The sequence below is a fragment of the Bacillus sp. JK62 genome, from assembly GCF_053663455.1.
The window spans coordinates 533,696-548,765 of sequence record NZ_JBSJQA010000006.1 but is presented as its reverse complement, the minus strand read 5'-3'; the positions used below and the strand labels follow the sequence as shown (position 1 = coordinate 548,765).

The window sequence follows — 15,070 nt, the reverse complement described above, 5'->3', positions numbered from 1 at the left end:
AACATGAATCGTACTCTAATGCAAATGAAAACCAAAACGGCAGCGTTTTGGAACAACAGATCAAAAACACAGAAGATACTCATGGTAAGCGGCTTGGCCGCATTCATTATTTTACTCATCGTCGTTATTATTTTTACTTCGTCTGAAAAGATGGTGCCTCTTTATAAAGATTTGTCCGCGGAAGAAGCGGGGAAGATTAAAGAAGAGCTCGATACGAAAAAGGTGTCTTCTGAACTTGCTGACGGCGGCACGGTCATTAAGGTTCCTGAGAGCCAAGTGGATTCGCTTAAAGTCCAGCTTGCCGCGGAAGGCCTGCCGAAAACGGGATCAATTGATTATTCGTTTTTCGGACAAAATGCGGGCTTCGGCCTGACAGATAATGAGTTTGACGTTTTAAAGGTTGAGGCGACTCAGACCGAATTGTCAAACCTGATAAATGAAATGGACGGTATTAAAAACTCGAAGGTCATGATCAATATGCCGAAAGAAGCCGTGTTCGTCGGTGAAGATCAGCCGGCAGCGTCCGCATCCATCGTTTTGCAGATGAAACCGGGCTACTCGCTTGATCAAAACCAGATCAACGGGCTGTACCATCTCGTTTCTAAAAGTGTTCCGAACTTAAAAGAAGATAATATCGTCATAATGGATCAAAATTCTACATATTATGACAAAAGTGACAGCGGTGCAGGGTCCGTTTCTGACAGTTATGCATCTCAGCAAGGTATTAAGTCGCAGGTCGAAAAGGACATTCAAAAACATGTTCAGTCACTGCTCGGCACAATGATGGGGCAGGATAAGGTCGTTGTTTCCGTAACGGCGGATATTGACTTCACGAAGGAAAAACGCACTGAAGACACTGTCGAACCTGTCGATAAAGAAAACATGGAAGGCATAGCGGTAAGCGCCGAAAAAGTTGCGGAAACGTATAAAGGCGACGGCGCGGCCAACGGCGGCACGGCCGGAACGGGAAGCAATGACACCGCGAACTATGCTGAGACAAACGGCGGTTCAAACAGCGGGGACTACGAAAAAAGCAGCAATAAAATCAACTATGAAGTCAACCGTATTCATAAAGAAATCGCGGAAAGCCCGTATAAAGTGCGTGATTTAGGCATTCAAGTCATGGTGGAGCCGCCTAATCCGAAAAATGCCGCTTCCTTATCAGCACAGAGACAGGCTGATATACAGAAGATTTTAGGAACGGTCGTCAGAACGTCTCTTGATAAAAACGAAACGCAAAATCAAAACCTGACAGACAATGATATCAACAATAAAATCGTTGTATCCGTTCAGCCGTTTGACGGAAAAACAAGCCTGAACACAGATTCGGCACAATCTTCAGGTCTTCCGATCTGGGTATACATTACAGGCGGCGTACTGCTTGCGGCCATTATTCTGCTTATTATTCTCCTCATCAGAAAGAAACGCTCACAAGAGGATGAATACGAAGAATATGAATATGAAACACCGCCGGAGCCGGTTCGATTGCCTGATATCAACGAAGAGAAAATTGAAACGGAAGAAACAGTCAGACGAAAACAGCTTGAAAAAATGGCTAAAGAAAAACCGGAAGACTTTGCTAAATTGCTTCGAAGCTGGCTGGACGAGGATTAGGGGGAATGGAAAATGGCGAAACGTGATCAGAACAAGCTTACAGGAAAACAAAAAGCAGCCATCCTCATGATTTCCTTAGGCCTTGATGTATCAGCTTCTGTGTACAAGCATTTGTCTGAAGAAGAAATTGAAAGATTGACTCTCGAGATTTCGGGAGTCAGAAGCGTCGATCATCAAAGAAAAGATGAAATCATTGAAGAATTTCATAATATCGCAATCGCTCAGGATTATATTTCACAAGGCGGTTTAAATTACGCCCGCCAAGTGCTTGAAAAAGCGCTCGGAGAAGACAAAGCGGTAAGCATTTTAAACAGGCTCACCTCTTCTTTGCAGGTAAAGCCGTTTGATTTTGCGAGAAAAGCGGAGCCCGAACAGATTTTAAATTTCATTCAGCAGGAACATCCGCAAACGATGGCGCTGATTTTATCCTACCTTGACCCGGTGCAGGCCGGACAGATTTTGTCTGAGCTGAACCCGGACGTTCAGGCTGAGGTGGCAAGAAGGATTGCGGTTATGGACAGAACGTCTCCCGAAATCATAAATGAAGTGGAGCGGGTCCTTGAACAAAAGCTGTCCTCCTCCTTTACGCAGGATTATACGCAGACCGGCGGCATAGAAGCCGTTGTTGAAGTGTTAAACGGTGTAGACAGAGGAACGGAAAAAACGATCCTTGATTCATTAGAAATCCAAGATCCTGAATTGGCGGATGAAATCAAAAAACGGATGTTTGTCTTTGAAGATATTGTCACCCTTGATAACCGTGCGATTCAGCGCGTGATCAGAGACGTTGAAAACGACGACCTCCTGCTTTCATTGAAGGTTGCGAGCGAGGAAGTCAAAGAGATCGTCTTCAGCAATATGTCACAGCGTATGGTTGAAACGTTTAAAGAGGAAATGGAAATTATGGGGCCTGTGCGTTTGCGTGATGTGGAAGAGGCGCAATCAAGAATCGTGGGCGTCGTCCGCAAGCTGGAAGAAGCCGGAGAAATTGTAATCGCGCGAGGCGGAGGAGACGATATTATTGTCTAATATCATTAAACAGCAATCATCATTTTCTCCTGAACAAAAACGGCGCAAGCTTTCCTTGCAGGAAGTCAGGAAAACACATTCCCAGCCAGACCGGGAGGAACTTGAAAATCCGGAGGCGCTCATGGCCTTTGCCAAGGCCGAAGCCGACAGGGTGTCTGAAGAAGCGAAAAATCAATTGGATCACACTCTTCGGCAGATTGAAGAAGAGAAAAACCGCTGGGCGGAAGAAAAACAAAGATTGATGGAAGAAGCGAAGGCAGAAGGATATAAAGAAGGCATGGCATTGGGAAAAGCCGATGCTCAAGCTGAATATGCCAATCTCATCAGCCGGGCCAATGCCGTTATGGAAATGGCGAGACAGTCAGTCGAGGAAAAACTGGAAAGCGCTGAAGAAGAAATTATTGAGCTTTCCGTTGCGCTCGCTAAAAAAGTCTGGCGGCAAAAAAGTGACGATAAAGAGGCTTTCCTTCTGCTGGTCAAACAGGTAGTAGCCGAAGTAAAAGATTATGATGACATCTCCATCTATGTGGACCCTGAATATTATGAGACGGTTCATCAGCATATGGACGAAATTCAGCAGCTGTTATACAAAGAATGCAGATTAAGCTTATATGCCGATGAAAAAGCCGCAAAGGGAACGTGCTCGATAGAAACTCCGTTCGGACGTGTTGATGCAGGCATAGACACCCAGCTGATGCAATTAAAGCAAAAACTTTTAACGGCGCTTGAGGCGGGAGCGGAGCAATGAAGACACAGTATTTAATAGAATCAATTGAAACAGCGGATCCGTACAAACGCTACGGCAAGGTTAAACGGGTCATCGGGCTGATGATTGAATCAAAAGGGCCCGAAAGCTCAATCGGAGATGTTTGTCTCATTTATCCGAAAGGCCATGCAAAAAAAGCGATTAAAGCTGAGGTTGTAGGCTTCCAGGATGAAAACATTCTGCTAATGCCTTATCTGGAAGCGGCCAGCATCGCGCCGGGCAGCATTGTGGAGGCCACTGGCGAGTCGCTCCGTATCAAAGTAGGGGCGGGGTTAATCGGACAAGTTGTCGACGCGTTCGGCGAACCTCTTGACGGCCGGGCGCTTCCGAAAGGTTTGTCCCCCGTTTCGACAGAACAGCAGCCGCCAAACCCGATGAAACGCCCGCCGATACGGGAAAAGATGGGTGTCGGCGTCAGATCGATTGACAGTCTGCTGACGGTAGGAAAAGGGCAGAGAATCGGGATTTTTGCCGGAAGCGGAGTCGGGAAAAGCACCTTGATGGGAATGATTGCGAAGCAGACTGAAGCTGATTTAAACATTATCGCACTTGTCGGTGAACGGGGGCGCGAGGTGCGTGAATTCATCGAGAAGGATTTAGGCGAAGAAGGCCTGAAACGCTCGATAGTCGTAGTCGCGACCTCTGATCAGCCTGCGTTAATGCGATTGAAAGCGGCATATACGGCCACCGCCATTGCGGAGTATTTCCGCGATAAAGGCCGGAATGTGATGTTCATGATGGACTCCGTCACGAGGGTCGCGATGGCTCAGCGGGAAATCGGCCTGGCAGCGGGAGAACCGCCGACAACAAAGGGATATACACCTTCTGTGTTCGCTATTTTGCCTCGTTTGCTGGAAAGAACGGGCGCAAATGAACAAGGAACGATAACCGCTTTTTATACGGTTCTCGTTGACGGAGATGACATGAACGAACCGATTGCCGATACGGTGCGCGGAATATTAGACGGGCATATCGTTCTCGATCGGGCGCTTGCCAACAAAGGGCAGTTCCCGGCCGTGAACATCCTGAAAAGCATCAGCAGGGTCATGTCTAATATTTCAGACACAGCGCACATAGAGGCGGCCAACAAATTCCGCGATCTTCTGTCAACTTATCAAAACTCTGAAGATCTCATTAATATCGGAGCTTACAAAAGAGGGTCATCAAGAGAAATTGATGAAGCGATTCAGTTTTATCCGCAGCTTATTCAATTTTTAAAACAAGGAACGGAAGAACCTGCTCAATTGGAAGACAGCATTGCGGCATTGACGAGTCTGACAGGAAATGAGGAATAAACATCATGGCGTACCAATTCAGATTTCAAAAGCTGCTGGAATTAAAAGAAAATGAAAAAGACCAAACATTGACTGAATACAGACAATCGGTTTCTGAATTTGAGACAGTGGCTGAAAAACTATATGAAAATATGAGCAAAAAAGAATTGCTCGAAAAAGACAAAGAATCAAAGCTGAAATGCGGGATGAGCGTTCAGGAAATGAGACATTATCAGCAATTCGTTTCCAACCTTGAGAACACCATCTACCATTATCAAAAGCTTGTCATTATGAAACGAAATGAAATGAATGAGAAGCAGGAACAGCTCACCGAAAAAAACATTGAAGTAAAGAAATTTGAAAAAATGCGGGAAAAACAATTTAATATGTTCGCACTTGAAGATAAAGCTGCAGAGATGAGGGAAATGGACGACATTTCAATCAAGCAGTTTATGATTCAGGGGCATTAGGAGCGAATGAAATGGCCGATAAAGAAAAGAGATCTGGAAAGTTCGGTTCAATCCTGCTTTTTATCATGATCCCGCTGATTTTTCTGATCATCGTCGCAAGCATCATCCTTTGGGCTGCCGGCGTTGATGTGATGAAGCCGATTCAGGAAACAGCCGCTAAAACGCCTGTTTTAAAAGAATTGGTTCCCGAAACGAAAGAAATGAAAAGCGCGGCGGAAAAGCAGAAGGAAGACAGAACGGCTTCTCTTGAAAAGACCATAAAGGAACAAAAAAGTGAAATTAACATTTTGAATAAAGATTTAGACACAAGCAAGTCCGAAATCGATAATCTGAATCAGAAAATCCGTTCGCTGAAACAGGAAGCTGAACAGCAGCAGAAAACGAAGACGGATGAAACAAAAAAAGACGCTTCGGATTCAGCCGGAAAAGATAAAATGATCAACATCTATAAAAGTATGGACAGCGGTAAAGCGGCAAGCATTATCGTAAAGCTGAAAGAAAAAGAAGCCCTCGATATTTTAAATGGATTAAGTAAAAAGCAGCTTGCTGAAATCTTGACGAAAATGACTCCTGAACAAGCGGCTAAATATACAGAAAAACTATCCGCTGACGGAAATAAGGAGTGATGTAAGTTGAAGCTGCTTGAATTAACGGGTAATCGTACGCAGACTGCGCAAAACAGCAATGTGAAGATGAATGAAAACAGCTTAGGTCTATTTCAGAACTGGCTCCTGTCGGAAATCACTTCTCCCCGGCAGCCCGGAGATGAAACAAAAACAAGTGACGCAGAGCTGAATGATGCCCTATCGAAAATCGGTGATTGGCTGAAAGCCGGCCCGGAAGATAAAGAATTGCAGCTTAAACAGCTGCTTGAGGCGGTAAAAGCTCTTGAAGGAAAGCAGACGGCTGAAACAGCTCTTCCTTTATTGAAACAGCTTGCCGAATCCGTTGAAGACATGTTAGCGGGAAAACAGCAGGGGGCGAAGCCTGAAACGAATGAGCCGGATTCTTCCGCAAAAGACGGGGATTCCGTCAAGGATGCGCTTGAGAAGGGCTTGCTTTTCATTCAAGAAGCCGTATCCCGGCTCTTCACATCTCAGCAGGAACTGCCGGACAGCACGCAGGCAAAGGCGGTTTACCGGGAAGGCGCCCGTTTATTAGAGGCATTGAAAAAACAAGGCGTTCCGGACCGCGTGATTCAAGACCTGCGGCAGACATTTTTTCCGAAAAACGAATCTGCATCTAAACTTTACGCCATGACAGCCGCTGAGCTGAAGAGCTTTCAAAGCGTCGCGGAGCAGCTTGCGGGCCTTTCTCAAAAGGGAACAAAGGAATGGGATATGGCTGAAACTGAGCTGAAAGCTTTTGTGTTATCTCAATCATCTGAATCATCCCAAGAGTCAGCCGGGAAAACGGAACAGCAAAACGGCGGCACGGTTTCTCAAGCAAAGGCGCCTGACAGCAAATTGTCTGCACATATACTGTTTTCGGGAACGAGAAGCCTTGCCGGCATTCAGCAAGCGTCCGCAGGAGCTGAACAGCAGCCGGCAGAAAATAAACCGTTAACGGATCAGGTTATCAGCGGCTGGAAACAGATGAAATACACGCCTTTCGGGAAAGCAACCGGAAGCTTTACGATTCGTCTTAATCCCGAGAACCTCGGATTTGTCACAATTAAGGTGACAAACGAAAACGGGATGTTTCAAAGCAAAATAATCGCATCCAGCCAGTCCGCGAAAGAGCTGCTGGAACAGCATCTTCCTCAGCTGAAACAGTCGCTTCCGAATATGTCGGTCCAGGTCGACCGTTTTACAGTCCCGCTTCAAGGCGGGGATCAGCAGCCTGTTTACGGGCAGACGGCCGATCACAATAAACAGCAGCATCAGGGACAGAGAGAACAGAAGAACCAGCAGCAGTCAGGCGATTTCGGAGATATGCTGGAGGAGCTTTCTCTCAATGAAATGGAGGAAGAATAGTTGACATCAGTAAACTCGGATTATGCCGCGGCGGGCGCTTCAACCACTTCAAGCACGAAGAGCACCTCCGCAGTAAACAGCAGCACGAATTTAGGGAAAGACGAATTTCTGAAGATCTTAATGACACAGGTTCAAAACCAGGACCCGCTCAATCCGGTTGATGACAAAGAATTCATCAGCCAGATGGCGACATTTTCTTCATTGGAGCAAATGATGAATATGAATACGACGATGACTAAATTTGTAGAAAATCAAGATCCGTTTACGATGTATGTGAACTGGATCGGCAAAAATGTCACATTCAGCGACAGCGACGGGAAGGATCAGACAAGCCCAGTCAATTCAGTCAAGCATTCAAACGGCAATTACGTGCTCGTGCTTGAAAATGGCAAAGAGGTCAGTCCGTGGAATGTCACGGCCGTCAGCGAAACATCTAAATAAAAAGAAACCCAGGGGGAATTTAACATGTTACGTTCATTATATTCCGGTATCAGCGGCATGAAAAACTTTCAGACAAAACTAGATGTAATCGGCAATAACATCGCCAACGTCAACACAGTGGGATTTAAGAAAAGCCGCGTTACATTTAAAGATATGATCAGCCAGACAGTCGCCGGCGGTTCAAACGTGACCAATTCAAAACAAATCGGCTTGGGTGCCGCGACTTCTTCCATTGATGTCGTTCATTCAACCGGCGCCCCGCAGGCTACACAGAATAAAACCGACCTAGCCATTGACGGAGACGGATACTTTCAGATTAATACAGGTTCGGGAATCGTTTACACACGTGCGGGGAATTTCGGAAAGGACAATCAAGGCAACCTTGTTACGACTGACGGGTACTACCTTGAAAAAATCGGAGGCGGCAAAATCAATATTCCGACTGATGCGAAAGATTACAGCATCGGTGCAGACGGAACCGTTACATACACTGATGCAGGGGATGCGGTTCATGATGCCGGACAAATCGGTCTGGTCACGTTCCCTAACAGCGCCGGTCTGGAAAAAATCGGAGGCAATCTTTACAGAGAATCATTAAGTTCAGGAGCTGCGAGCGCAGTCACCACTCCGGGCGAAAACGGAACGGGTAAGCTTTTGGCAGGCTATCTTGAAATGTCAAACGTAGATCTGACAGATGAATTTACCGAAATGATCGTTGCTCAGCGCGGTTTCCAATCAAACTCAAAAATCATTACGACTTCAGATGAAATCCTTCAGGAGCTGGTTAATCTGAAACGGTAAGGAGGGAGGAGAGGCGGTTAGGCCGCTTCTCCGGATTGCATGATTCAAGTCACCCGTTTAAACGGCCAGCCTTTTACGCTGAATGCGCTGTTTATCGAACAGATTGAGTGCTTCCCCGACACGACGATTACACTGTCCAACGGCAAAAAGTTCGTAGTGAAAGAACCGGAAGAAGCAGTTCTCAAAAAAGTCATATCGTTTTACCATAGCATACAAATATTTTCACTGGATCAGGGAATAGAGGAAGAAGAATGAAGAAAAAATTAGTCATCATTTTGCTGATTATTTTAATTGTCATCGCCGGCCTCGGAACGGCAGCATATTTTGTCGTCAGCGGACACTCCGGCAAAGATAAAAAGCCGACAATTGACGAAGTCGTTGCAGCCACTGTGTCTGTCGACGATATCACGACAAACTTAAAGTCTGACAGCATCATCCGTATCGGCATCAAGCTTGAAACCGACTCGGCTAAAGCGAAGGAAGAACTTGAAAAACGCGATTTTCAGGTGAAAGACAACATCATTTCCATTTTAGCTGACACAAGCGCCGGAGAGATTGAGGGAGATAAAGGAAGAGAAGCGTTTAAACAATCATTAAAAGAGAAAGTAAACAGCTATCTCCTAGAAGGAAAAGTTCAGAAAGTGTACATTACCTCCTTTAATCTGCAATAAAAACAAATTTGACAGAATACGGAGGTGAAGAAAATGTCAGGAGAAGTTCTCTCCCAAAATGAAATAGACGCACTGCTTTCCGCCATTTCCACGGGTGAGGCGGATGCGGAAGAGCTGAAAAAGGAAGTTAAAGAGAAAAAAGTAAAGGTATATGATTTTAAACGGGCTCTCAGATTCTCGAAAGATCAGATACGCAGTTTAACCCGGATACATGATAACTTTGCGAGGCTTCTCACAACACACTTTTCCGCCAAGCTCAGAACGTATATTCATATATCCGTCAGCTCAGTTGACCAGGTGCCGTATGAAGAATTTATCCGTTCCATACCGAACATGACGATTTTAAATTTATTCGATGTTCATCCGATGGAAGGCAGAATCATGATGGAGGTTAATCCCACCATCGCATACGCAATGCTGGACCGCGTCATGGGAGGCATCGGCATCACTCATAACAAAGCTGACAGCCTTACGGAAATTGAAACGAATATTATTTCTAACTTATTTGAAAATGCACTGGGCAACTACAAAGAAGCTTGGCAATCGATTGCTGATATTGACCCTGAAATGACTGAATTTGAAGTGAATCCTCAGTTTGTACAGATGGTTTCCCCAAATGAAACAGTCGTTGTCATTTCTCTCAATACACAGATAGGTGAAATCAGCGGTGTCATTAATCTTTGTATTCCCCATGTCGTACTTGAGCCGATTATCCCTAAGCTTTCCGTACATTATTGGATGCAATCAGACCGGAATGAAGCGAAGCCCGAAGAAACGAAGCTGCTTGAAAAGCGCATCATGACGGCTCAAATTCCCGTTGTGGCTCTCTTGGGCGCTTCTGAACTGACAATAGAAGAATTTTTAAGTTTGGAAGTCGGGGACTGTATAACTCTGGACAAATCAGTGACTGATCCTCTTACTGTATTGGTCGGAAACAAACCGAAGTTTTTAGGGCAGGCCGGCCGGGTGAATCGAAGACAGGCAGTGCAAATTTTAGATCACGACATAAGAGGTGAACAAGATGAACAATAGATTATCTCAAGATGAAATCGATGCTCTTCTTAACGGCACAAGCAGTCAGTCAGAGGATACAGAACAGCCTCAAGGGGCGAACTTGTCTGAACTTGAGCGCGATGCGATCGGAGAAATCGGGAATATTTCGTTCGGCAGCTCGGCTACGGCGCTGTCCACTCTTTTAAATCAAAAAGTGGACATTACGACGCCGAGTGTGACCGTCATTTCAAAAAGCAAAATCAGTGATGAATTTCCTCATCCGTATGTTGCCATTGAAGTGAACTACACAGAAGGCTTTGACGGCAGCAATTTGCTCGTCGTCGAACAAAGCGACGCGGCCATCATCGCGGATTTGATGATCGGCGGAGACGGCCGGGGCGCCGATCCGTCACTCGGTGAAATCCACCTGAGCGCCGTGCAGGAAGCAATGAATCAAATGATGGGCTCGGCTGCTACGTCAATGTCGACCGTATTCAGTAAAAAGATTGACATTTCTCCGCCAAGGGTTGAACTTCTGGATGTGACGGAAGAAAAAGGGACCGACAGAATACCTGAGGATGACCTGCTCGTAAAAGTGTCATTCCGTCTGAAAGTCGGTGAATTAATCGATTCGAGCATCATGCAGCTTTATCCGATTACGTTTGCGAAAGATCTGATCGCAGAACTGATGACTGCAGACCAGCAAGAGTCAGAGGCCGCAGAAACCGTCTCAGAACCACAGGAAACATACGAAACGCCGCAGCCGGAACCGCAGGCAAAACCTGAGCTTCCGAAGAGACAGGGAACCGCAAAAAAAGCTGCGCCTGTTCAAGTCGCTCCGGTAGAATTCCAGGCGTTTGATCATAACGAAGCGGCGCAAGGATCAAGGAATAACCTTGATATGCTGATGGATATTCCGCTTTCCGTTACGGTTGAGCTCGGCAGAACGAAGAGAAGCGTCAAAGAAATCCTTGAACTTTCTGCGGGAAGCATTATTGAGCTTGACAAGCTGGCTGGTGAACCTGTTGACATCCTGGTCAACCAGCGGATCGTGGCAAAGGGCGAGGTCGTTGTCATAGAAGAAAACTTCGGCGTGAGAGTCACTGATATTCTAAGTCAGGCAGACCGCCTTAACAATTTAAAATAAGCGAACATAGAGGAGAGAAACAGATTATGGCACACAGAATTTTAATTGTAGACGATGCAGCATTTATGAGAATGATGATCAAGGATATTTTAGTGAAGAACGGTTTTGACGTTGTAGCTGAAGCTTCAGACGGAGCGCAGGCAGTCGAAAAATTCAAAGAGCATTCCCCCGACCTAGTGACAATGGATATTACTATGCCTGAAATGGACGGGATTACAGCTCTAAAGGAAATTAAACAGATCGATCCGCAGGCGAAAATCATCATGTGTTCGGCTATGGGCCAGCAGTCAATGGTTATTGACGCGATTCAAGCCGGCGCAAAAGACTTTATCGTGAAACCGTTCCAAGCGGACCGCGTGCTTGAAGCCATTAATAAAACATTAAGCTAAAGGGTGTACGACTGTTGAAAAAGAGTCATGGTTTACTAGCTTTGATTTGTTGTTTCGTTTTACTCAATGTACATCCGTTCCCTGCTTTTGCGGCGGAGTCTGACAATTCCACCGTCAACGAATGGTTTGACAAACAATCAACAAACAAAACAGAGAAAAAAAGCGATACATCGAAACAAACGGCTGATCAAGAGATAGGGGATGCTTCTGCATCTTCTGTCTCCGCTTTTGATTTTGTAAAGATGATCGGGGCGTTATTATTTGTCATTCTGCTGATCTATGGATTTGTCAAACTGATGAATAGAAGAAACCGTCTGCTGAAGCCGTTTCAATATGTAGAAAATATCGGCGGAACGTCAGTCGGCCAAAACCGTTCCGTGCAGCTGATTAAAGTGGGAAACAGCGTTCTCGTAGTCGGTGTGGGCGAAACGATACAGCTTTTAAAAGAAATTGAAGATGAAAAAGAGCGCGAGGCGATTCTGAGCCAATACGAAGAGTCGATGTCTTCAAAAGTGGAATGGACCAAGCTCGTAAATCCGCGTAAGGATGGAGAAAAAAAGCCGCAAACGATGCTTCCGTCGTTTTCAAAAGCGCTGAAAGAACAGCTGAACGAGCTGAAACAAAGCCGTTCTGAAGGAAAGAAGAAAGGCCCTTATCATCATGAATGAATTCGTTAATCTTTTTAATTCAAGCAGTCCGACCGAAGTCAGCTCCACTGTTAAATTACTGCTGCTTTTGACTGTCTTTTCAGTAGCGCCGGGGATTCTGATTTTGATGACCTGCTTTACGAGAATCGTCATCGTTCTGTCTTTTGTGAGAACCTCACTGGCGACGCAGAACATGCCTCCGAACCAGGTTTTAATCGGCCTTGCGCTGTTCTTGACGTTTTTTATTATGGCGCCGACTTTTTCAGAGATTAATAAGGAAGCCTTAACGCCGCTGATGGACAACAAAATCAGTCTCGATGAAGCATATACAAAAGCCGAGAAGCCGATTAAAGAGTATATGAGCAAGCATACAAGACAGAAGGATCTGGCGCTGTTTATGAACTATGCCAAAATGAAAAAACCTGAATCGATTCAGGATATTCCTTTGACGACGATGGTCCCCGCTTATGCGATATCAGAACTCAAAACCGCTTTTCAAATGGGCTTTATGATTTTTATTCCGTTTTTAATTATCGATATGGTCGTGGCGAGCGTCTTAATGTCAATGGGAATGATGATGCTTCCGCCGGTTATGATCTCTCTGCCCTTTAAAATATTGCTTTTCGTTTTGGTCGATGGATGGTATTTAATCGTGAAATCTTTGCTTGACAGCTTTTAGGGTAGGTGCTAATTGTGAGTTCAGAATTTGTAATTTCCATGGCGGAAAAAGCCGTATATGTAACACTAATGATCAGCGGGCCGCTGCTTGCGATCGCGCTGATCGTCGGTTTGCTCGTCAGTATCTTTCAAGCGACAACTCAAATCCAGGAACAGACGCTAGCGTTCATTCCGAAAATCGTGGCGGTGATGCTTGGACTGATCTTTTTCGGTCCTTGGATGCTGTCGACGATTCTTTCGTTCACAACTGATCTGTTCTCTCATCTGAACCGATTTGCAGGGTAGAATCAAATGAATTCCATCATTGATTTATTTCCCGCTTTTTTATTGGTCTTTATCAGAATCTCTGCTTTTTTTGTAACGGTGCCGGTGTTCGGACATCGGAATCTGCCGGCGGTTCATCGGATCGGCTTTGCTTTTTTTCTTTCGGTGATCTGCTTCAGCACGCTGAAACATGCGCCGGAAATAGAAACAGGGGAACAGTATATGCTGCTTGTCATAAAAGAGGCCGTTGTGGGCTTGAGCCTCGGGCTGATTGCTTTCATGATGATGACAGCCATTCAGATAGCGGGTTCCTTTATTGATTTTCAGATGGGCTTTTCCATCGCCAATGTCATTGATCCGCAATCAGGAACGCAAAGCCCGCTGATCGGACAATTCGTTTATACGCTGGCGCTGTTATTTATGCTCAGCGTAAACGCCCATTATCTTTTATTGGACGGGATTTATTACAGCTTTCAGTATATCCCGCTTGATCAGGCATTTCCGTCGTTTGGAAATGATCACTTTGGGCTTTTTATCGCAAAAAGCTTCAATGCCATGTTCATTATCGCTTTTCAAATGTCTGCGCCGGTTGTGGCCAGTCTGTTTTTAGTTGATTTGGCGCTCGGTATTGTGGCGAGAACGGTGCCGCAGCTGAATGTTTTCGTTGTCGGGCTTCCTCTGAAAATAGCCGTGAGCTTTATTATGCTGATCGTTTGTATGGCGGTGATGTTTGTCGTCGTCCGCAACATCTTCAGCCTTACCGTTGAAACCATGCGGAATCTATTGGCATTGGTCGGTGTGACATGATGAGACTCAGACTGAATCTGCAATTCTTTGCCGGTGAAAAAACGGAGAAAGCCACTCCGAAAAAACGGAAGGATACAAGAAAGAAAGGACAGGTCGCGAAAAGTACGGATGTGAATACAGCCGTTTCTTTACTGATTATCTTTCTTTCGCTGATCGCGCTCGGTCCTTATATGCGGGACAGGCTGCTGTCCTTTATTAAAACGTTTTATACGAAATCGATATCATTACATCTGTCAGCATCTGCCGTGCATGAACTGTTCGTGGATACGGTGAAAGATATCAGCCTCATTCTCGCGCCGATAATGCTGGTCGCGCTTGTGGCAGGTGTCGTGAGCAATTACATGCAGGTGGGTTTTCTGTTTTCTGCGGAAGTCCTCAAGCCTGACTTGAATAAGCTCAGCCCGCTGAAAGGATTTAAGCGGATTTACAGCATGAGGGCGATTGTTGAACTGGTCAAATCCATTTTGAAGATTACTGTGGTCGGTTTTGCCGCCTTTATGGTGCTCTGGCTGCATTATGGCGATATTCTCCGCCTTCCGCTTTTAACGCCTGCGGAAGTGCTCACTTTCGTTTCTAAGCTCACGCTTTGGATGGGGCTTGCGGGATCAGGGGCTCTAATGCTGCTGGCCGGGCTTGATTACTTATATCAGCGTTTTGACTATGAGAAAAATATCAGAATGTCAAAGCAGGATATAAAAGATGAATACAAAAAATCGGAGGGTGATCCGATTATCAAGTCTAAAATTAAGCAGAAGCAGCGGGAAATGGCGATGAGGCGGATGATGCAGGAAGTGCCGAAAGCGGATGTCATCATTACCAACCCGACCCATTATGCGATTGCTTTAAAATATGATGAAAAGAAAATGGACGCCCCTTACATTGTTGCCAAAGGGGTCGACCATCTCGCATTAAAAATAAGGCAGATCGCCAAAGAACACGATGTCATGACGATTGAAAACAGGCCGCTCGCGCGTGCGTTATATGATCAGGTTGACATTGACCAGGCTGTGCCGGAAGAGTTTTTCAAAGTCATTGCGGAAATTTTGGCTTATGTATATAAAACGAAACAAAAAGTATAGTGAATTTCAGATTCAAAAGGAGAG

General features: G+C 45.5%; 19 protein-coding genes. All 19 read left to right on the top strand.

The window, feature by feature from the left end; genetic code table 11:
* Nucleotides 1-3 precede the first annotated feature (3 nt).
* Genes fliF through flhB form a run of 19 tightly spaced genes read left to right on the top strand, consistent with a single transcriptional unit; the run spans nt 4 to nt 15,046 of the window.
* Nucleotides 4-1,614: a flagellar basal-body MS-ring/collar protein FliF gene (fliF, locus tag ACWJJ4_RS15990; protein WP_101563016.1), complete on the top strand. Its 1,611-nt coding sequence runs from the start codon at nt 4-6 to the stop codon at nt 1,612-1,614.
* A 12-nt stretch (nt 1,615-1,626) separates the two neighbouring features.
* Nucleotides 1,627-2,643: a flagellar motor switch protein FliG gene (gene fliG, locus ACWJJ4_RS15985; protein WP_003154256.1), complete on the top strand. Its 1,017-nt coding sequence runs from the start codon at nt 1,627-1,629 to the stop codon at nt 2,641-2,643.
* Entirely contained in the window at nt 2,636-3,391 is a 756-nt protein-coding gene (gene fliH, locus ACWJJ4_RS15980) for a flagellar assembly protein FliH (protein WP_094246938.1), read from the top strand. Before fliG ends, fliH begins: the two co-directional genes overlap by 8 nt.
* On the top strand, nt 3,388-4,704 hold the full coding sequence (fliI, locus tag ACWJJ4_RS15975) for a flagellar protein export ATPase FliI (protein WP_094246937.1): 1,317 nt from the start codon (nt 3,388-3,390) through the stop codon (nt 4,702-4,704). Before fliH ends, fliI begins: the two co-directional genes overlap by 4 nt.
* Before the next feature lie 5 nt (nt 4,705-4,709).
* Entirely contained in the window at nt 4,710-5,153 is a 444-nt protein-coding gene (fliJ, locus tag ACWJJ4_RS15970; RefSeq protein WP_003154253.1) for a flagellar export protein FliJ, read from the top strand.
* An 11-nt stretch (nt 5,154-5,164) separates the two neighbouring features.
* Nucleotides 5,165-5,779, top strand: coding sequence for a MotE family protein (locus tag ACWJJ4_RS15965; protein ID WP_015388236.1), 615 nt, complete (start codon nt 5,165-5,167; stop codon nt 5,777-5,779).
* Between the two features lie 6 nt (nt 5,780-5,785).
* Nucleotides 5,786-7,129 carry a flagellar hook-length control protein FliK gene (locus tag ACWJJ4_RS15960; RefSeq protein WP_454021805.1) on the top strand — a complete coding sequence of 448 codons (1,344 nt, stop codon included), beginning with the start codon at nt 5,786-5,788 and terminating at the stop codon, nt 7,127-7,129.
* Nucleotides 7,130-7,570 (top strand): flagellar hook assembly protein FlgD, encoded by a 441-nt coding sequence (gene flgD, locus ACWJJ4_RS15955; protein ID WP_173612750.1) that lies wholly within the window; start codon nt 7,130-7,132, stop codon nt 7,568-7,570.
* A gap of 24 nt (nt 7,571-7,594) precedes the next feature.
* The gene (flgG, locus tag ACWJJ4_RS15950; protein ID WP_003154244.1) at nt 7,595-8,371 is read left to right on the top strand and encodes a flagellar basal body rod protein FlgG; all 777 of its coding nucleotides are present in this window, start codon (nt 7,595-7,597) and stop codon (nt 8,369-8,371) included.
* Between the two features lie 39 nt (nt 8,372-8,410).
* Entirely contained in the window at nt 8,411-8,626 is a 216-nt protein-coding gene (locus ACWJJ4_RS15945) for a flagellar FlbD family protein (RefSeq protein ID WP_003154243.1), read from the top strand.
* A complete protein-coding gene (fliL, locus tag ACWJJ4_RS15940; RefSeq protein ID WP_454021804.1) occupies nt 8,623-9,042 on the top strand; it encodes a flagellar basal body-associated protein FliL in 420 nt (139 codons plus the stop codon). Before ACWJJ4_RS15945 ends, fliL begins: the two co-directional genes overlap by 4 nt.
* Before the next feature lie 33 nt (nt 9,043-9,075).
* Nucleotides 9,076-10,074 carry a flagellar motor switch protein FliM gene (fliM, locus tag ACWJJ4_RS15935; RefSeq protein WP_003154240.1) on the top strand — a complete coding sequence of 333 codons (999 nt, stop codon included), beginning with the start codon at nt 9,076-9,078 and terminating at the stop codon, nt 10,072-10,074.
* The gene (gene fliY / locus ACWJJ4_RS15930; RefSeq protein WP_077722196.1) at nt 10,064-11,182 is read left to right on the top strand and encodes a flagellar motor switch phosphatase FliY; all 1,119 of its coding nucleotides are present in this window, start codon (nt 10,064-10,066) and stop codon (nt 11,180-11,182) included. The genes fliM and fliY overlap by 11 nt, the downstream gene beginning before the upstream one ends.
* A gap of 26 nt (nt 11,183-11,208) precedes the next feature.
* Entirely contained in the window at nt 11,209-11,571 is a 363-nt protein-coding gene (cheY, locus tag ACWJJ4_RS15925) for a chemotaxis protein CheY (protein WP_003154238.1), read from the top strand.
* 14 nt (nt 11,572-11,585) lie between these two features.
* Nucleotides 11,586-12,239, top strand: coding sequence for a flagella biosynthesis regulatory protein FliZ (gene fliZ, locus ACWJJ4_RS15920; protein WP_003154237.1), 654 nt, complete (start codon nt 11,586-11,588; stop codon nt 12,237-12,239).
* On the top strand, nt 12,232-12,897 hold the full coding sequence (gene fliP, locus ACWJJ4_RS15915) for a flagellar type III secretion system pore protein FliP (RefSeq protein WP_003154235.1): 666 nt from the start codon (nt 12,232-12,234) through the stop codon (nt 12,895-12,897). Before fliZ ends, fliP begins: the two co-directional genes overlap by 8 nt.
* Nucleotides 12,898-12,911: 14 nt before the next feature.
* Complete coding sequence (fliQ, locus tag ACWJJ4_RS15910) at nt 12,912-13,181, top strand: flagellar biosynthesis protein FliQ (protein ID WP_003154234.1); 270 nt, start codon at nt 12,912-12,914, stop codon at nt 13,179-13,181.
* Nucleotides 13,182-13,187: 6 nt separating this feature from the next.
* A complete protein-coding gene (fliR, locus tag ACWJJ4_RS15905) occupies nt 13,188-13,967 on the top strand; it encodes a flagellar biosynthetic protein FliR (RefSeq protein ID WP_454021803.1) in 780 nt (259 codons plus the stop codon).
* The gene (gene flhB / locus ACWJJ4_RS15900) at nt 13,967-15,046 is read left to right on the top strand and encodes a flagellar biosynthesis protein FlhB (RefSeq protein ID WP_007409787.1); all 1,080 of its coding nucleotides are present in this window, start codon (nt 13,967-13,969) and stop codon (nt 15,044-15,046) included. Before fliR ends, flhB begins: the two co-directional genes overlap by 1 nt.
* Nucleotides 15,047-15,070 lie beyond the last annotated feature (24 nt).